17 protein-coding genes are annotated in these 18730 nt (G+C 64.5%); 14 read left to right on the forward strand and 3 right to left on the reverse strand.

Translation table 11 applies throughout. The annotated features are described in order from the left end of the window. The first annotated feature begins 81 nt into the window (after positions 1–81). Together GTP44_RS21495 and GTP44_RS21500 are read left to right on the forward strand one after the other, a co-directional pair. Positions 82–1272, forward strand: a complete 1191-nt coding sequence (locus GTP44_RS21495; RefSeq protein WP_161021015.1) for an acyl-CoA dehydrogenase family protein — start codon at positions 82–84, stop codon at positions 1270–1272. 10 nt (positions 1273–1282) lie between these two features. Then, entirely contained in the window at positions 1283–2419 is a 1137-nt protein-coding gene (locus GTP44_RS21500; RefSeq protein ID WP_161021016.1) for an acyl-CoA dehydrogenase family protein, read from the forward strand. Between the two features lie 15 nt (positions 2420–2434). On the opposite strand, the gene GTP44_RS21505 is transcribed toward GTP44_RS21500, so the two are convergent. The 3 genes from GTP44_RS21505 to GTP44_RS21515 form a co-directional block, all read right to left on the reverse strand. After that, positions 2435–3358, reverse strand: coding sequence for a diguanylate cyclase domain-containing protein (locus GTP44_RS21505; RefSeq protein WP_161021017.1), 924 nt, complete (start codon positions 3356–3358; stop codon positions 2435–2437). Further along, entirely contained in the window at positions 3355–7857 is a 4503-nt protein-coding gene (locus GTP44_RS21510) for a PAS domain-containing protein (protein WP_161021018.1), read from the reverse strand. Before GTP44_RS21510 ends, GTP44_RS21505 begins: the two co-directional genes overlap by 4 nt. Positions 7858–7952: 95 nt before the next feature. After that, a complete protein-coding gene (locus GTP44_RS21515; RefSeq protein WP_161021019.1) occupies positions 7953–9020 on the reverse strand; it encodes a phosphotransferase in 1068 nt (355 codons plus the stop codon). 165 nt (positions 9021–9185) lie between these two features. Here GTP44_RS21515 and GTP44_RS21520 point away from each other — a divergent pair, with 165 nt between their 5' ends. The 12 genes from GTP44_RS21520 to GTP44_RS21575 all read left to right on the forward strand — a co-directional run bounded on the left by GTP44_RS21520 (position 9186) and on the right by GTP44_RS21575 (position 18723). Continuing rightward, entirely contained in the window at positions 9186–10892 is a 1707-nt protein-coding gene (locus GTP44_RS21520) for a GspE/PulE family protein (protein ID WP_161021020.1), read from the forward strand. 3 nt (positions 10893–10895) lie between these two features. Beyond that, positions 10896–12122, forward strand: coding sequence for a type II secretion system F family protein (locus tag GTP44_RS21525; protein ID WP_161021021.1), 1227 nt, complete (start codon positions 10896–10898; stop codon positions 12120–12122). A 10-nt stretch (positions 12123–12132) separates the two neighbouring features. Further along, positions 12133–12651, forward strand: a complete 519-nt coding sequence (locus tag GTP44_RS21530; RefSeq protein WP_161021022.1) for a type II secretion system protein — start codon at positions 12133–12135, stop codon at positions 12649–12651. Between the two features lie 41 nt (positions 12652–12692). Continuing rightward, positions 12693–13220 carry a prepilin-type N-terminal cleavage/methylation domain-containing protein gene (locus GTP44_RS28055; protein WP_161021023.1) on the forward strand — a complete coding sequence of 176 codons (528 nt, stop codon included), beginning with the start codon at positions 12693–12695 and terminating at the stop codon, positions 13218–13220. Between the two features lie 25 nt (positions 13221–13245). Next, entirely contained in the window at positions 13246–13800 is a 555-nt protein-coding gene (locus tag GTP44_RS21540) for a pilus assembly FimT family protein (protein WP_161021024.1), read from the forward strand. Beyond that, positions 13790–14419 carry a type II secretion system protein gene (locus GTP44_RS21545; protein WP_161021025.1) on the forward strand — a complete coding sequence of 210 codons (630 nt, stop codon included), beginning with the start codon at positions 13790–13792 and terminating at the stop codon, positions 14417–14419. The genes GTP44_RS21540 and GTP44_RS21545 overlap by 11 nt, the downstream gene beginning before the upstream one ends. Continuing rightward, positions 14416–15309 (forward strand): prepilin-type N-terminal cleavage/methylation domain-containing protein, encoded by an 894-nt coding sequence (locus GTP44_RS21550; RefSeq protein WP_161021026.1) that lies wholly within the window; start codon positions 14416–14418, stop codon positions 15307–15309. Before GTP44_RS21545 ends, GTP44_RS21550 begins: the two co-directional genes overlap by 4 nt. Positions 15310–15362: 53 nt before the next feature. Continuing rightward, a complete protein-coding gene (locus GTP44_RS21555; RefSeq protein ID WP_229257021.1) occupies positions 15363–15815 on the forward strand; it encodes an agglutinin biogenesis protein MshP in 453 nt (150 codons plus the stop codon). A 205-nt stretch (positions 15816–16020) separates the two neighbouring features. Beyond that, a complete protein-coding gene (locus GTP44_RS21560; protein ID WP_371867293.1) occupies positions 16021–16875 on the forward strand; it encodes a type IV pilus biogenesis protein PilM in 855 nt (284 codons plus the stop codon). Further along, positions 16872–17609, forward strand: a complete 738-nt coding sequence (locus tag GTP44_RS21565; protein ID WP_161021028.1) for an MSHA biogenesis protein MshA — start codon at positions 16872–16874, stop codon at positions 17607–17609. Before GTP44_RS21560 ends, GTP44_RS21565 begins: the two co-directional genes overlap by 4 nt. Further along, on the forward strand, positions 17606–18391 hold the full coding sequence (locus tag GTP44_RS21570; protein ID WP_161021029.1) for a type II secretion system protein GspM: 786 nt from the start codon (positions 17606–17608) through the stop codon (positions 18389–18391). The genes GTP44_RS21565 and GTP44_RS21570 overlap by 4 nt, the downstream gene beginning before the upstream one ends. Continuing rightward, the gene (locus tag GTP44_RS21575) at positions 18388–18723 is read left to right on the forward strand and encodes a DUF2531 family protein (protein ID WP_229257022.1); all 336 of its coding nucleotides are present in this window, start codon (positions 18388–18390) and stop codon (positions 18721–18723) included. The genes GTP44_RS21570 and GTP44_RS21575 overlap by 4 nt, the downstream gene beginning before the upstream one ends. Positions 18724–18730: the final 7 nt, after the last annotated feature.

An 18730-nucleotide genomic window follows, 5' to 3' on the forward strand; every position in this document is an offset into this window, starting at 1 on the left:
GTCGCCCTTTTCCAGAACATGGGGGAGTAGAATAGATTTGAACGGTCATGCTTTTTTCGGCCGGATAAACAAGGAGACTGCATGGATTTGACTTACACGGCGGCGGACCTGGCGTTTCGCGACATGGTGCGCGGTTTCCTGGACGCCAACCTGCCCAGCGACCTGCAAAAGAAAGTCCGCAACCACCTGCGCCTGAGCCGGCAAGACTATGTGCGCTGGCACCAGATCGTCGCCCGCCAGGGCTGGTCGGCGCCGGCCTGGCCGGTCGAATACGGCGGGCCGGGCTGGACGCCGACCCAGCGTCACATCTGGGAAGAGGAATGCGCCCGCGCCGGCACGCCGCCGATCCTGCCGTTCGGCGTCAACATGGTGGCGCCGGTCATCATGGCGTTCGGCAACGCCGCGCAAAAAGCCCATTACCTGCCGCGCATCCTCAATTGCGACGACTGGTGGTGCCAGGGTTACTCCGAACCCGGCGCGGGCTCCGACCTGGCCGCGCTGAAAACCAGCGCCGAACGCGTGGGCGAGCACTACATCGTCAACGGCCAGAAAACCTGGACCACGCTGGCCCAGCACGCCGACATGATCTTCTGCCTGGTGCGCACCGACGCCAGTGTGCCCAAGCAGCAAGGCATTTCCTTCCTGCTGATCGACATGAAGTCGCCGGGCATCACCGTGCGGCCGATCGTCATGCTCGATGAAGACCATGAGATCAACGAGGTCTTCTTCGACAACGTCAAGGTGCCGGTGCAAAACCTGATCGGCCAGGAAAACAAGGGCTGGACCTACGCCAAATATCTGCTGGGCCACGAGCGCACCGGCATCGCGGCGGTCGGCCGTTCCAAGCGCGAACTGCTGTGCCTGAAGAAAATCGCCTCCGAGCACTACAAGCACGGCAAGCCGTTGATGCAGGACCCAGTGTTCGCCGCCAAAATCGCCAGTCTGGAAATCGACCTGATGGCGCTGGAAACCACGGTGCTGCGCGTGCTGACCCGCGCAGCGCAGGCGCCGGGGCCGGAAGCGTCGCTGCTGAAAGTGCGCGGCACCGAAATCCAGCAACTGCTGACCGAGCTGATGGTCGAAGCGCTCGGCCCCGCCGCGCTGCCGTTCGACACCGCCTATCTCGACGGCAAGGCCGACCACGCCGTCACCGGCGACGATGCCGGCGCGCCGCTGGCGGCGTACTATTTCAATTACCGCAAGACCTCGATCTACGGCGGTTCGAACGAAATACAGAAAAATATCATCGCCCAGATGATTCTGGGCCTGTAAGGGAGCGCCGATGGATTTCAATTTCAGCCAAGAGCAGCAGCAATTCGCCGACGCCTTGCGGCGTTGGGTCGACAAGGATTACAGCTTCGAGGCGCGCCAGCGCATCGTGCATTCGGCCAGCGGGGTGTCGGACGTGGCCTGGAACACGCTGGTGGAGCTGGGCATGACGGCCTTGCCGGTGCCGGCGGCGCAGGGCGGCTTCAGCGGCAACGCGGTCGACATGTTGCTGGTGATGCAGGAGCTGGGCCGTGGCCTGGTGGTCGAGCCGTACTTCGCCACCGTCTGGGGCGCCCGTTTCCTGCAACTGGCGGGCAACCAGCATCGGCGTCTGGAGGACGTCGCCAAGGGCGCGCTCAAGCTGGCCTGCGCGCTGACCGAAAAACATGCGCGGCATGATCTGGCCGACATCAAGACCATCGCCAGCATCAATGGCGAAGGCTACCGCATCGACGGCACCAAGACCGTGGTGCTGCATGGCGGTCAGGCGGGCGCGCTGATCGTCTCGGCCCGCAGCGCCGGCACGCAGCGCGACACCAACGGCATCAGCCTGTTCGTGGTGGCGGCCGACACGCCGGGCGTGGTGGTCAAGGATTACCGCACCATCGACGGCCAGCGCGCGGCGACGGTGCAGTTCAATCACGCGGCGGTGCCGGCTTCGGCGCTATTGAGCAAACTCGGCGGTGGCTGGGACCTGCTGGAAGAGGCCGCCGACTACGGCGTCAGCCTGCTGTGCGCCGAGGCGGTGGGGGCGATGGACGCGCTGTTCAACGCCACGCTGGACTACCTGAAGACGCGCCGGCAATTCGATGCGCCGATCGGCAGTTTCCAGTCGCTGAAGCACCGCATGGCCGATATGTATGGGCATCTGGAACAGGCGCGCTCGATGGCGATGCTGGTGGCGGCGCGCATGTCGTGCGACGCCGAGGCGCGGCGCCGGGTGGCGTCGGCGGCCAAGGTGCGCATCGGCCAGGCGGCCAAGTTCATCGGCCAGCAGGCGGTGCAGCTGCACGGCGGCATGGGGGTCACCGACGAACTGCCGGCCGCCCATTATTTCAAGCGGCTGACGATGATCGAGCTGACCCTGGGCGACGTCGATCACCACCTGGAACGCTTCACCGCGCAGCGCGGCTTCCAGCAGCACTCATGAGGGCGCGGCGGGCGCTCAGTCCAGACTGATGCAGTAGCGGTCGCGGCCGGTCTGCTTGGCGCGGTAGAGGTTGCCGTCGGCGTTGCGGATCAGCGGGCCGGGGGTGTTGCCTTCGAGCGGCGGCCTGGCCGTCGCCAGGCCCATGCTGATGGTCACGATCGGCGCGGTCGGCGACGCCGCGTGCGGCAGCGCCAGCTTGTGGACTTCGTCCAGGATGCGGTTGGCCACCACCTCGGCGCCGTCCGCGCCCTCCTGCGGCAGCAGCAGGATGAATTCCTCGCCGCCGTAGCGCGCCAGCATGTCCTGCGGGCGCGAGGCGCAGCGTTTCATGGTGGCGCTGATGCGTTGCAGGCAGGCGTCGCCGGCCTGGTGGCCATAGTGGTCGTTGTACAGCTTGAAATGGTCGATGTCGATCATGATCAGCGACAGCGGCAGCCCGGCGCGCGCGCAGCGGCGCCATTCGGCGTCGACGGTGTCGTTGAAGTTGCGGCGGTTGGCGACGCCGGTCAGGCCGTCGGTCATGCTCAGCTCGCGCATGGCGTCAGCCTGGCGCTTGATGGTCAGTTGGCTGCGCACCCGTGCCCGCACCACCGCGACGTTGAACGGCTTGCTGATGAAGTCCACCGCGCCGGCCTCCAGCGCGCGCGTCTCGTCCTCCGGCTGGCTGAGCGCGGTGACGAAAATCACCGGGATATCCTGCAGCCGCGGCGCGGCGCGCAGCGCGGCCACCACCGCATAGCCGTCCATGCCGGGCATCACGGCGTCAAGCAGGATCAGGTCCGGCTGCTGCTCGCGCGCGATTTGCAGCGCCTGCTCGCCGTCCAGCGCGAACAGCACCTCGTGTTCCTCGCGCAGCGCATGGTGCAGGATCTGGATGTTTTCCATGGCGTCGTCCACCACCAGAATGCGTCCGTTCCTGGCCAGGTTGGTCCAAGTCATGCACTGTCCTTTCGCTGTAACATTTGCGCCACCATCTGACGCGCCGTCTTGAAGTCGAGGGTTTCCACCGCTTCGCCCAAGGCCTGTGCTTGCTCGACCGATGCCAGCGCCGGGCGCAGCGCCCGGAAGTGCTCCAGCGCCTTCAGATTGTTATTTTGAAGCAAGCCTTGCAACTCCGCCAGCTTTTGCGCCAGTTCGAACGGCGGCGTGTTGCTTGTTGGAATATTGGGCGCCGGCGCGGCCAACTGGCGGGCGGTGCGCGTGACCAGATCCAGCGCCTGTTCCAGGCGGTTCAGCGCGGCCGGCATGGCTAGCGAGTCGGCGCCGGCGTCGTGCAGCGCCGTTTCGGCCGCCGCCGCCAGGCGGGCCACCTCGTTGGCGCCGAGGTTGGCGGCCACGCCGCGCAGCCGGTGCAGCACCTGCGCCGCCTGCTGGCGCTGGTGGCCGGCGAGCAGCGCGCGCACCTCGTTGACGGCGCCGCCCTGCGACTGGCCGAAGCGTTTCAGCAAGCTGGTCAGCGCCTCTTGGTTGCCGCCCAGCCGGCTCAGCGCGGCGTCGGTGTCGATCCCGGGCAGCGGCGACAGTGGTGCCGTCGGCGGCGGCGCCATGGCCGGCACCGGCGCCACCATTTCACGTGCGGCGTCGCGGATCGTCACCAGCCGCGTCAGCACCGACAGCAGTTCCTCGACATCGATCGGCTTGGCGATGTGGGCGTTCATGCCGGCCTCGGCGGCGCGGCGGCGGTCGTCTTGCAGCACATTGGCGGTCATGGCGATCACCGGCAAGGTCAGCAGACCCTGGCGGCGGATCGCGCGCGTCGCGTCGTAGCCGTTCATCAGCGGCATCTGCACGTCCATCAGCACCACGTCGTAGTGGTCCGGGGCGGCGGCCAGGCGCTCCACCGCCAGCTGGCCGTTGACCGCCACGTCCACCGTGGCGCCGGCGTGCAGCAACATGTATTCGGCCACTTCCTGGTTGATTTCGTTGTCCTCCACCAGCAGGATGCGCATGCCGGCCAGGCGCCCGTGCAATGGCGTATGCTGCATCTGGCTCAGTATGCCGACGCTGGCCTGGTCGCCGGCCAGCAGCGCGCTGACCCGTTCCAGCAGGCGCGCCGGACTGACCGGCTTGGGCAGCACGCCGGCCAGTCCCAGCTCGGCCGATTGTTGCGCCAGCGTGGCGGCCTGGTGTTCCGAGATCATCATCAGCACCGGCGGCAGCGCCAGTTCGGGGGGCAACTGCCGCAGCAACGACGGGCCGTCGCCGCCCGGCATGTCATGGTCCAGCAGCAGCAGGTCGTAGGGGCGGGCGGCGCGCGCGCGTTCGCTCAGCAGCGTGCGCGCGTGGGCGGCGTCGGTGGCGCAGGTGGTGTGCCAGCCGAAGCTGCGTCCGGCCGCCAGCAGCGCCGCGCGCACGCTGGCGTTGTCGTCGACTACCAGCACCGACAGCGTGGTGGTGGTCGGCCGCGGCTCGGGGACGGGTAGCGGCGCCGGGCTTTCCAGCGGGCAGGCGAACAGAAATTCGGCACCCTGGTCGGGCGCGCTGCAAACGCTGATGGCGCCGCCCATCATGTCGGCCAGCTGGCGGCAGATCGCCAGGCCGAGGCCGGCGCCGCCGAAGCGGCGGCTGGTGCTGCTGTCGGCCTGCGAGAAGGCGTCGAAGATCGATGCCTGCTGGTCGGCGGCGATGCCGATGCCGGTGTCGCGCACGCGGAACTCGACCAGCAGCGCATGGTCGCCTGGCTTGGCCGAGCCCGGCACCGGGCGCACCGACAGCACCACCTCGCCGTGCGCGGTGAATTTGAGGGCGTTGCCGATCAGGTTGAGCAGCACCTGCTGCAGCCGCATCGGGTCGCCGGCCAGCGCGGCCGGCATGGCCGGGTCGATGTCGTAGACCAGTTCGACGCCCTTGTCGGCGGCGCCGCCGCTGAGCATGACGCTGATGCTGTCGAGGATGTGCTGCAAGTGGAACTCGGCGTGCTCCAGCACCAGTTGGCCGGCCTCGACCCGCGAAAAGTCCAGCACGTCGTTGACCAGACTCAGCAGGGATTGCGTGGCAAACTGGATCTTGTGCAGGTAGCCGCGCTCGCGCGGCGCCAGCGGCGCCTCCTCCAGCAGCCGGGTCAGGCCGATGATGGCGTTCATCGGTGTGCGGATTTCATGGCTCATATTGGCCAGGAACTCGCTTTTGGCGCGGCTGGCGGCTTCGGCGCGGTCGCGCGCCAGCATTAGTTCCTCATTCACTTGCTGCAGGTGCAATTCGGTTTCCTTCAATTCGGTGACATCGGCAACTAGCACGAAGAAACCCAATACTTTACCAGACTCATCTATGTCAGGGATGTAATTGACCCAGGTATGGATGATCTCGCCCGAGGGCCAGGCCAACTGGCCGGCGAAGCCCTGCGCGTCGCCGGCCAGCGCCGCCTTGACGTAGACCAGGCCGTCCTGATACGCCGGCTCGCCGAGCACGTCTGCCATGGTGGCGCCGATGATCTGCGCGCTGTCGCCCCCATGCCAGTCGAGGAAGTAGCGGTTGGCGAAGCGGCAGCGCTGCCCGGCGTCCCAGTAGGCCACCATGCCGGGCAGGTTGTCGGCGATGGTGCGGATGAAATGCTCGCTGGCGCGCAGCGCCTCCCTGGCCTGTTTGCGCTCGGTGATGTCGAAGGCGATGCCCAGCACGTGGGTGGCGTTGCCGTGCTCGTCGCGCAGCGCCACCTTGCGGGTGGTCAGATAGCGCGTGCCGCCCGGCGTGACCAGCGGTTCCTCAGCGATCTCGGTGACCTCGCCGGGCGCGGTGGCCAGCACCGCGCGGTCGGCCGCCGCGAACAGCGCGGCCTGTTCGGCCGGCACCAAGTCGGCGTCGCGCTTGCCGATCAACTGTTCGCTGGTGGTGGCCAGCATTTGCGCACCGTAGCGGTTGAACATGGCGAAGCGCAGGTCCTCGGCGCGCTTGAGGAAGATCATCGCCGGAATGTTTTCCACCACCGAACTGAGCATTTGGCGCGAGCGCTGCAACTCCGCCTCGACCCGTTTATAGTCGGTTTCGTCGAGCACCATGGACGTGATGCCGGTGATCTGGCCGTCGGCGCCAAACTGCGGATAGTAGTTCATCACCCATTCGCGCCACTGCGTCGGCGCCGACGCCGGCCGGCCGGCGCGGCGGATGCCGGTCAGCGGCTTGCCGCTGTCGAGCACGGCGCGGTAGTCGGCCAGCACGGCCGCGCGCAACGCCGGGTCGGGGATCACGTCGCCGATGTGGCGGCCGAGGTGGGTCGCCACTTTCTCGTCGTTGAGCGCGGCCAGGTATTGATTGATGCGCACCACCCGCAGTTCGGCGTCCACGTAACTCAGGCCGACCGGCGCGGTGGCGTACACGGTTTCCAGCTGGGCGCGGTTGCGTTCCAGCTGGCTGGTGCGTTCCGCCACCAACTGTTCCAGTTGCTGGCGGTGGCGCAGCAGGTCGCCTTCCAGCGCCTGCATCGCGCGCGCGAGCATATCGGCTTCGCGGAACGCGGTGGCCGGCATGGCGAACGGCTTGCCGCTGGCCAGCGCCTGCGCCGGCGCCACCAGGTCGTGCACCGACCTGGCGATGCGGCCGCCGACCGCCCACGCCAGCGTAAAACCGGCCGCCAGCACGGCCAGCATGGTCAGCGCGATCGGCGCCACCGAAGCGAGCAGATCCCGCAGCGCGCCGTCCTGCGGCGTGGCGATGCCGACCGTGGCGCCGCTGACCGGCGCCCGGCTCAGGCCCAGGTACACCGGCGTGCCGGCGCTGTCGCTCATGTCCAGCAATACCTCTCTGGCGTGCCGCAGATGCGCGCGCAGCGCCGGTTCGGCCGCCTGGCCCAGCAGCAGGCGCGGCCCGCCGGCCTGGGCGACCACGTAGCCGTCCGGATCGTACAAGGTCATCGCCTGCGCGGCGCCGATGTGTTCATCGTGCAGGATGCGGGCCAGCCGGTCGGGCTTGAGCAGCGCGGTCAGCGCGTAGTCGACGCGGCTGTCGATAAACACCGGCACGTCGATCGCCAGCAGGGCGCTGCCTTCGACCACGATCACCGACATCTGCGGCCGGCCATGGCCGAACAGCGCGGCCAGCCGGCGGCGGTTGTTGACCGGATTGAGCGTGTCCGGCAGCGGCGCGCCCAGATTGAGCACCGGCTTGCCGTCGCCGTCGCTCAAGATGAATTGCGACGCTGCAAACTGCGGGCTGAGCAGGGCGCCGATCTGCAAGCGCAGCGCCGCCCAGTCGCGCGCGCGCATGCTGGGCGACGACGCCAGCGCGTGCGCCGCGCCTTCGCTCTGCACCAGGTCGCGGTCGATGGCGGCGGCCACCGCGCGCGCGGCCAGTTGGGTGTTGCTTTTGAGGGTGGCGTGTTCGCGGCTGTAGAACTGGCTCACCAGCGCGCCGAAACCGATCACCGTCGGCAGCGCGCAGGCCAGCACCAGCAGCGCGATCTGCGAGCGGATGGAAGGCAGGGGGTGGCGTTCGGTCTCGGGCACGCGGGTGACCTCGGTGATGCGGACAGCTCGATAGTAGCCGAGGCGGGACTTTTCAGAAAGTGCTTTTGTCCGGGCAGGCGACTACCGCCACACCGTCACAGCGCCTTGCCGCAGGCGTAGGCCCAGCCGAGTTCGGCCGTTGGGCCCGCCATCCGGCCCGATTCCAGCGCCTGGGCGCTGGCGGCGGTGCCGTCGACGTGGCGTTTCATAATGCCTTGCATGATGCTCGCCAGGCGAAACATATTGAAGGCCAGATAAAAGTTAAAGTCCGCCAGGCGGATCGTCTTGCCGGTGCGCGCGGCGTAGCTGGCGATATAGTCCTGCTGTGTCGGGATGCCCAGCGCCTTCAGGTCGAGGCCGGCGATGCCGCGGAACTGGCCGGGTGGAATGTGCCAGCTCATGCAGTGGTAGGAGAAGTCGGCGAACGGGTGGCCCAGCGTCGACAGTTCCCAGTCCAGCACGGCCAGGATGCGCGGCTCGGTCGGGTGGAACAGCATGTTATCAAGACGAAAGTCACCGTGGACGATGGCGGTGTCGTCGCCCGGCGGAATGTGGGCCGGCAGCCAGGCGATCAACTGTTCCATGGCGGCGATGGTGTCGGTCTGCGCGGCCACGTATTGTTTGGTCCAACGCTCGATCTGGCGCGCGAAGTAGTTGCCGGGCTTGCCGTAGTCGGCCAGGCCGATGGCGGCGTAGTCGATGGTGTGCAGGCACGCGATCACCCGGTTCAGTTCGTCGTAGATGGCGGCCCGTTCGGCCGCTGTCATGCCCGGCAGCGACTGGTCCCACAGCACGCGGCCCTCGACGTACTCCATCACGTAGAAGGCCCTGCCGATCACTGCTTCGTCGCTGCACAGCGCGTACTGGCGGGCGGCCGGGAAGCCATGCCGCTGCAGCGCATCCATGACCCGGTACTCGCGCTCGATGGCGTGCGCCGACGGCAGCAGCTTGGCCGCCGGCGCTGGCTTGGTGCGCAACACATAGTGCTGGGCGCCGACGCTGAGCTTGAAAGTGGGGTTGGATTGGCCGCCCCTGAACTGCGCCGCCGTCAGCTCGCCGTACGGATAATCTGGCACATGCCGGCGCAGCCAGGCGTTGAGGGTGGCCGTGTCGAACTGGTGGCGCGCCGCCACCGCCTTGGTGCCGGTGAATTCTTCAAACATGCTGTCTCCCGCGTTTTTATCGTGCTGCAGTCATTCTAAACATAATAAGTACGTATGTTCTTTTAGTTGTATAACGTCCTCAGAAAAAGACAGCTTGACTCGCTCTCGCTGCCCATCTGACATAGAATGGCCGCAAGTTTTAGTGATGATAGACAAGGAGTAGGTATGTCGAGGCCCGAGAAAGTGCGGCTGGGGGAAATCCTCGTGCAGCAAAAATTGCTGTCCGAGGAGCAACTGGGACTGGCGTTGGCCGACCAGAAGCGCAGCGGACGCAAGCTGGGCCGGGTGTTTGTCGAGAACGGTTATGTGACCGAGGAGCAGATCGCCGGCGCGCTGGCGCGGCAGCTCGATATTCCGTATCTGAACCTTAAGTTCTTCCATCTCCACCCCGAGATCGTGCGCTTGCTGCCGGAAACCCAGGCGCGCCGTTTCCGCGCGCTGGCGCTGGAAGACCGTCACGGCACGCTGCTGGTCGGCATGTCCGACCCGACCGATCTGTTTGCTTATGACGAGATCACCCGTCTGCTCAGGCAGCCGATCGAACTGGCGGTGGTCAACGAGACCGAGGTGCTGTCGGTGATCGATCGCATCTACCGCCGCACCGACGACATCACCGATCTGGCGCGCGAGCTGGAGCAGGATCTCGGCGACGTCTCGGTCGACTTCGGCGCGCTGGCGGCGGCCAGTCCGAATCTGGAAGAGGCGCCGGTGGTCAAGCTGTTGCAGTCGGTGTTCGAGGATGCGGCGCAGGTGCGCGCGTCCGACATCCACATCGAGCCGCAGGAAGGCCGGTTGCAGATCCGCTTCCGCATCGACGGCGTGCTGCACTTGCAGACCGAGTCCGATATCAAGATCGCGCCGTCGCTGGCGCTGCGCCTGAAACTGATGTCGGACCTGGATATCTCGGAAAAACGCCTGCCGCAGGACGGCCGCTTCGCCGTGCGGGTGAAAAATCAGCGCATCGATGTGCGGATCTCGACCATGCCGACGCAGTACGGCGAGTCGCTGGTGATGCGGCTGCTGAATCAGAGCGGCACGCAGCTGCGGCTGGACGCGATCGGCATGCCGTCCGGCGTACTGGACAAATTCCGCGCCATCATCCAGCGGCCGAACGGGCTGGTGCTGGTGACCGGGCCGACCGGCTCCGGCAAGACCACCACGCTGTATTGCGCGCTGTCCGAGCTGAACTCAGTGGAAAAGAAGCTGATCACGGTGGAGGACCCGGTCGAGTACCGGCTGGCCGGCATCAACCAGGTGCAGGTCAACGACAAAATCGAGCTGAACTTCGCCCGCGTGTTGCGCTCGGCGCTGCGGCAAGACCCGGACATCGTGCTGGTCGGCGAGATGCGCGACCAGGAAACCGCCGCCATCGGCCTGCGCGCCGCGATGACCGGCCACCTGGTGCTGTCCACGCTGCACACCAACGACGCCATCAGCACGCCGCTGCGGCTGATGGACATGGGCGTGCCGCGCTATATGGTGGGCTCGTCGCTGCAGGCGGTGCTGGCGCAGCGTCTGGTGCGGATGATCTGCGAAAGCTGCACCACGCCCTACGCGCCGACGCCAACCGAGCGTGAATGGCTGAGCCTGGAGCTGGGCGACAAGGTCGATGCCGGCCGCTATTTTCACGGCAAGGGCTGCTCGCACTGCAACGGCATGGGCTATCGCGGCCGTACCGGCGTCTACGAGTTGCTGGAAATGACGCGGGCGGTGGTGGACGCCGTCAACGATCCCGATCCGGCCAACTTCCTGCGGGTGGCGGCGCAGCAGATGGCCGGCGCAACCTTGCGCCGCCATGCGGTGATGCTGGTCGTGCAGGGGCGCACCACGATTTCCGAAGCCATGCGCATCAGTAACCAGGTTGAGGAATAAGCCGTGCCTTTCTTCGCGTACAAGGGCCGCAACGCGCGCGGCGAGTTGATGCAGGGCGTGCTGGAGGCGAGCGACAGCGGCGCCGTGGCCGACCAGCTGTTCAATACCGGTGTGACGCCGATCGAGATCATCGTCACGCGGAAAAAAGTGGCGGACGGCGAGCAGTGGTGGGCCAAGCTGCTGGAAAAACCGGTGACGTCGATGGACGTGCAACTGTTCAGCCGGCAAATGTACACGCTGCTCAAGTCGGGCGTGCCCATCATGCGCGGGCTGGCGGGCTTGCAGGAGTCGGCGGTCAGCAAGTCGTTCGGCAAGGTGATCAAGGATTTGCGCGAGTCGCTGGACTCGGGCCGCGAGTTGTCGGCGGCGATGCGCCGCCATGCCAAGGTGTTCACGCCGTTTTACCTGTCGATGGTGCGGGTGGGCGAGATGACCGGCCGGCTGGAGGAGGTGTTCCTGCGCCTGTTCGACCACCTCGAATTCGAGCGCGACATGCGCGAGCGGGTCAAGTCGGCCACCCGCTATCCGATGTTTGTGGTGCTGGCCATGATTGTGGCCATGATCGTGGTGAACATTTTCGTGATTCCGGCGTTTGTCGGCGTGTTCGCCAAGTTCAACACCGAATTGCCGCTGATGACGCGCATTTTGATCGGCACCTCCAAGTTTACCGTGGACTATGGCTGGCAGCTGTTGGGCGCGGCCGTCTTCGGCGTGTGGTTGTTTCTGCGCTGGACGCGCACCCGCATCGGACGGTATCGATGGGATAAGTTCAAACTGAAGATTCCGCTGGCCGGCAAAATCATCCTGAAGGCGACCATGGCGCGCTTCGCCCGCAGCTTTGCGCTGTCCAGCCGCAGCGGCGTGCCGATTGTGCAGGCGCTGACGGTGGTGTCGCAAACGGTCGATAACGCTTATCTGGCGGCGCGGGTGGAGCAGATGCGCGACGGCGTCGAGCGCGGCGAAAGCATTCTGCGCACGGCGGCGGCGGCCAATGTGTTCACGCCGGTCGTGTTGCAGATGGTTGCGGTGGGGGAGGAGAGCGGCGCCATTGATGATCTGATGGACGAGATCGCGCAGATGTATGAGCGCGAGGTCGATTACGAGTTGAAGACTTTGTCGGCGCAGATTGAGCCGATACTGATCGTGTTCCTTGGCATCATGGTGTTGATCCTGGCGCTGGGCATTTTCCTGCCGATCTGGGACCTGGGTCAGGCGGCTTTACATAGATGATTGTTAAATAATGATTTTCTCGGCAATTTTTGTATCAAGGAAACAACGCGGTTTTAGTTTTTTTGAGCTCACGATCGCCGTGATTGTGGTGGCTATTTTGAGTGGTTTGTTGCTTCTGCGGATACGAAATTTCCAGGTGGAAGCTGAGCATGCTGCGGTGAAAATGATTGTAAGCAACATACGTTCTGCGATAGAAATTACGGCAATGCAAGCAAAATTGTCGTCTAGTAGCGAAGATTTAACCTTATTAACCGAAGAAAATCCGTTTAATTTACTAAAAGTCAAGCCAGCCAATTACGTGGGGGAATTGTACAGCCCGAGCGCAGAAGAGATTGGCAAAGGCAACTGGTGCTTTGATCGGGCGGATAAATCCCTGATTTATTTGTTAAATCATGAAAATGCGTTTAAAAATTCCCCGATGAAAATGCTGAGATTCAAGGTAGAATTGCGCCGCTTGCCCCAAAATCCCGCCAAGCCGCCAGGTGCGCCCGAGTTTTACGGCGTGGCCTTTGAGCAAGTTAGCGACTAGCGTGGATCACGCGTAGATTTTTATACGATTTGGAGAAAATAATGAACAAGCACGTACGTAATGCAATTCCTCAACGCGCCGCCCAGAGCGGTTTCACCCTGATCGAACTGATCGTTGTGATCGTCATCCTCGGTATCCTGGCGGCCACCGCCCTGCCTAAATTCAGCGACCTGAGCGGCGACGCTCGCGTTGCCTCGCTGAGCGCCGCTGGCGGCGCGGTAAAGTCGGCGATGGCCATCTCGCACGGTGAGGCACTGATGAAGGGCCAGGCTTCGAGCGCGACTTACAGCACCACCATGGAAGGTACTGCGGTCAGCATGGCATTTGGCTATCCTGATGCGACCTCGATTGCCGCCGCTGCGGGCCTGAGCTCCCAGGACTACGTGGCCACGGTTGGCCCTGTGGCGACCGCAACGGCGACTACGCCAGTGTTGACCGCTACTCAGGTGGCGATTCAGCCTGCCCAGAGCCCTAAGGCTGGCTGCGCAGTCATTTACAACGTGGCGACTTCCGCTACTGTTCCAGCTACTGTAAGCACCAGCACGGTTACCGCAGCCAATTGCAAGTAAGTTCCTGCTTGCGGGGGAGGTTGTCGTGCGCACTGGTCTGCCGGTGAGCCGCGCCGCCGGCTTCACCATGGTGGAGCTGATCACGGTGATCGTCCTGATGGGCATCTTGGGTGCAATCGGCGCGTCCCGGTTCTTCAATCAGTCAACGTTTGAGAGCCGGGCCTACGCCGATCAGGCCAAGACCATCCTGCGTTACGCGCAGAAACTGGCGATCACCCAAAACCGGTATATCTTCGTCCGCACAGACGGCAACAGTTTTGCCGTCTGCACCACCGCCGCCTGCGGTGCTGGCAGCCTCATCTCAGCACCCGGCGGCAGCAACAGCGGCAGCAGCGTCACGCGCGCCAGCTGCTTGCTGAACAACAGCTACAACGCCAACTGGCTGTGCGAAGGCCGGCCCAGCACCGTCAATGTCACGGGCCTGGGGGGCAGTAGCGTGGTTTTTGACGCGCTCGGCCGTCCTTACACCGTCAACAACGGCACCCAGGCGCTGCTTGCCGGCGTCATGACCATTACTTTCACCAATGGCAGCAACAGCAGCCAAATCACTGTCTGGCCGGAAACTGGCTATGTCCAATAAGCGTCGCCGTCAGAAGGGTCTCACCATCGTCGAGCTGGTGCTGTTCATCGTTATTGTCGGTGTGGCTGCGGCCGGCATCCTGCAAGTGATGAACCTGACCAGCCGTGGCAACACCGACCCGATCCGCCGCAAGCAAGCCATGCTGATTGCCGAAGCCTATATGGACGAAGTCCAGCAAGCCCAGTTCACCGCCTGCGATCCGGCCGATGCCAACGCCAGCACCGCTACCAACAGTGCCCTCGCTCCGGCCAATGCGAATCCCGGCTTATACTGCGCGGCAGATGCCACGATTGAGCGTTGGGGGCCGGAAGCCAACAACGTCCGGCCATTCGACAACGTCAATGACTACGTCACCAACAACTATGCTGCGGGCACGCCCGTGCGCGCCTTCGCTAACGCCGCCGGTGTCGATACCGACGTGGCCGGCGTCCCGCTCGGTGCAGGCTTGGGTAACGTGCCGCTGACCGGTTACACCACCACGCTGGCGTTGCGCAATGTCGCCCTGGATAGCGTGCAAGCTTCCGACACACTGGAAATCACCATCACCGTCAACTACGGCGTCAATGAGTCCGTCGTGTTGCAGGGCTATCGCACCCGCTACGAGCCGAGGGCGCTATGATGAAACGTGCTCGCGGCTTCACCTTGGTGGAGGCCATCGTGGTCATCGTGATCACGTCCATCCTGGCCGGCGTGATGGTGCTGTTTATCCGCCGCCCGGTGCAAAGCTATGTGGACACCGCCGCCCGCGCCGACATGGCAGACGTCGCGGAAATTGCGCTGCGCCGCATGTCGCGCGAGCTGCGCGCCGCTGTCCCCAACAGTATTCGTCTCAGCACCAACGGCACCACGACCTTGCTGGAGTTCATTCCCGCCAATTCGGGCGGACGTTATCTTGATGTCGCCGATGGCGCCGATCCGACCGACGCCACATTGCCGGCGCTGCGCTTCGCCAATACGCCCGCCGCAGCACCGATCAACCAGTTTTATGTGGTCACGCCGATGCCGGCCGCACCGTATGTCATTACGCCCGGCGACGCCATCATCGTCTATAACCTGGGGAGTGGCATTGTCGGCTCCGACGCCTACGAAGCGAACGCCGCCAACCGCGCCACGGTGGCGCCGGCCGGCGTCAATGGCAAGATCGTCACGCTGACGCAGAATACCTTCGTCAACGGCGCGACCTCCTCGCCGGGCAGGCACTTCATGGTGGCGCGTCAGCCGGTCACGTTTGCCTGCGTCGGCAGTGCCAACGGCGCCGGCACGCTGCGCCGCTACTGGAACTACGGTTTCCTTCCCAATCAGCCGACTATCGCGGGGCTCTCTGGCGCGACCAGCGCGCTGATGGCGGATAATGTGCTGGGCTGCACGTTCACCGTCCAGCAACTGGTCAACCGCAACACGGCCCTGATCGGCATGGCCATCGCCTTGGCGCGTTCGAGCACCATTGCCGGCAATGTGCTGGAGACGGCCACGCTGGCCCAGCAAATTCAAGTGAATAACACGCCATGACGCCATCGGTATTCATGCGTCTGCGCAGACGCCAACAATCCGCCGGGGTCGCCATGGTGACCGCCATCTTCCTGGTGGTCGTGGTGGCGGGGCTGGCGGTGGCGGCGGTTACGCTGAGCACTGCCCAGCAGGACGCCTCGGCCAGAGACTTGCTGGCGCAACGAGCCTATCAGGCGGCGAAAGCCGGCGTTGAATGGGCGGCCTACGACGGCTTGTCCAATGGTCGGCAACCGGCGGTGCGATTCGGCTGCACGCCGGCCGTACTGACCCCGCCCGCCCGCAACCTGGCGCTGCCGCCCAATACCACCTTGTCCGCGTTCACCGTGACCGTGCGCGTGACGTGCGCGCTGGATTTTCAGGGTGTGGCCGGAGGGGGCGCGGAGGACCCGACCGCCGGGCATGTCATTGTCGAGTCGACGGCTTGCAATCAGCCAGCTGCGAATGGCTGCCCGAACCCGGCCCCGGGGACGGACTACGTGCAGCGCGTGATCACGGTGCAGCTGTAAAGCGGCGCGTGTGCAAATGCCTGTTTTTTTACAGAGCGATTTTTATTTAACGCGTGAATTGCGCGGAAGTTGAATATAATCAACTATCTAGCGTGTTTACGTCGTGTACTGGATTATGGGTTTTTTCAAAAGAGCTAAGAAAACGGATGGCTGGCTGACAGTCGCTTTTTTGCGTGATGGCATCTGCGCTGGCCGCGTACGGCGCGTGCGCGACGCCAAAGCGGTGGTGGAAGTGGCGGCGTTCTATCCGTCGGACACCAGCTTTTCGCCCGAAGCGCTGGAGCGTCTGCACAAGGACCTGAAGGCCGGCGCTTACCACTGTGGCACGCTGCTCAACGGTGGCGAGTACCAGTTGCTGATGGTCGACGCCCCCAATGTGCCACAGGACGAGCTGAAAACCGCCGTGCGCTGGCGCTTGAAGGACATGCTCGACTTTCATATTGATGACGCCACCATCGACGTGCTCGATATCCCGGTCGATACCGGCGCCGCATCGCGCGGCCACTCGATGTTCGCGATCGCCGCGCGCAACGTGCTGATCCAGTCGCGCCAGGCGCTGTTCAGCGAAGTCAAACTGGACCTGAACCTGATCGACATTCCGGAAATGGCGCAGCGGAACATCTCGGCGCTGCTGGAAACCGAAGGCCGCGGCCTGGCCATGCTGTCGTTCGACGCCGACGGCGGCCTGCTGACCATCACCTACAAGGCCGAGCTGTATCTGTCGCGCCGCATCGACGTCACGCTGGCGCAATTGCTGGAACACGATGCCGGCCGTCAGCATGCGCTGTTCGACAAGATCACGCTGGAGCTGCAACGCTCGCTCGATCACTTCGACCGCCAGTTCTCCTATGTCAACGTGCTCAAATTGATGCTGGCGCCGACCGTTGCCGAGGGCCTGCACGCCCATCTGGCGACCAACCTGTATATGCCGGTGGCAGCGATGACTTTGGACGATGTGTTCGACCTGAGCAAGGTGCCGGCATTGCAAGCGGTCGCCCAGCAGCAGCGTTTCTTCCTGACCCTCGGCGCGGCCCTGCGGCATGAGGAGGTGAAGCTGTGAGCCAGCAAATCAATCTGTTCAATCCGATCTTCCTCAAGCAGAAGAAGATTTTCTCCGCCTTGCCGATGCTGGAGGCGCTGGGCGCCATCATCGTCGGCGCACTGTTGCTGAACTGGTACGCCGCGCAGACCGTGGATGAGCTGGAGCGGGTGGCGACCGAAGGCAAGGCCACGCTGGCCAAGCGCGAGCAGCAACTGGCCAAGGCCAGCAAACAGTTCGCGCCGCGCGCCAAGGACGCGGTGCTGGAGACCGACCTGGCCGAGGCCGAGGCCGAGCTGGTCGCGCTGCGCGAGGTCTCGACGGTGCTGCAAAGCGGATCGCTGGGCAACACCCTGGGCTATGCCGAATACTTCCGTGCCTTCTCGCGCCAGAACGTCAATGGCCTTTGGCTGACCGGCCTGACCATCAGCGGCGCCGGCACCGACATCGGTGTGCAGGGCAGGGCGATGCACGCGACCCTGATACCGAACTACATCTCGCGCCTGACCGCCGAGCGCGTCATGCATGGCAAGACTTTCGCCAGTCTCGACATCGGGCGGCCGGGAGCGACTGCGCCGCCCGCGCCGCAGGCGCCGCCCGTGCTGGCCGCGACCTTGGCGGGGCTGACGCCTGCGGACCCTGTCACCCCGGCCACCCCGGCCGCCCCCGCCGTCCCTGCCGTCCCTGCCGCGCAGGAACCGCCGTTTGTGGAATTCAATCTGCAATCGACGCTGGCCGAGGAGGCGGACAAATGAAACAGCGGTTCCAGCAACAATGGCTTAAGCTGAGCACCAAATTGGATGGCATGACGCTGCGCGAGCGCGTCATGATCTTCGGGACGGTGGTGGCCGGCATGCTGTTCCTGATTTACGTGGTGTCGGTGCAGCCGCTGCTGAGCCGGCAGAAAGTGCTGAACCAGCAGATCAAGACGCAGCAGAAACAGATCGCCGGCATCGAGATGGACATCGCCGCCCGCGCACAGGGCTTTGTGCTGGACCCGGACGCCGAAACCCGCGCCCGCCTGAAAACGGTGCGCCAGGAAATCGACACCACCAGCGCCGGCCTGCTGGCCGTGCAAAAAGGCCTGGTGGCACCGGACAAGATCGCGCCGCTGCTCGGGCATCTGCTGCGCGGCAACGGTAAGTTGAAGCTGATCTCGCTGAAGACGCTGCCGGTCACCGGCTTGAACGAGGCGGCGCATGCCAAAGCCCAGACAGCACGTCCGAAGGCTGAAGTGGCGCAGCAGAAGGCCGAAGCGGCGGCGGCCGCCGTGGTCGCCGCCGCCGCGTCCGGCATCGTCGGCAAGCCCAAGACTGTCGTGCAGGTCAAGCCGCGTGAATTATTGTATCGTCACGGCGTGGAAATTGTATTACAAGGTACTTATCTGGACATGATCAGCTACATGGACGCGCTGGAGGCGCTGCCGCTGCAACTGTTCTGGGGCAAGGCCCAACTGGACGCCCAGCAGTATCCCAACTCGCGCCTGACGCTGACGTTGTACACGCTGAGCCTGGACCAGAAATGGATGAAATTATGAAACACGCACTGAGCTTTTGCCTGCTGATGTTGTCCGGCCTTGCCGGTGCGCAAACACTGACCGATCCGACCCAGCCCCCGCCGGAATCGCGCCTGCAGCCCGCCAATGCGTTGGATGTGCAGGTATCCCGGGGCCCTGTGCTGCAATCAGTGCTGATCGGTTCGAATGGCCGCCAAGTGGCGGTGATCGACGGTCAGACCGTGCGCAAGGGCGAAAAATTTAACGGCGCTACGCTGGTGCAGGTCAGCAAGAACCAGGTGGTGCTGCAAAACGGTAAGAACAAGCAAATTCTGACGCTGTTCCCCGAGGCGGCCGACAAAGCCGCACATTAATGCGAAG

The sequence above is a fragment of the Duganella lactea genome (assembly GCF_009857505.1).
Taxonomy (GTDB): Bacteria; Pseudomonadota; Gammaproteobacteria; order Burkholderiales; family Burkholderiaceae_D; genus Rugamonas; species Rugamonas lactea.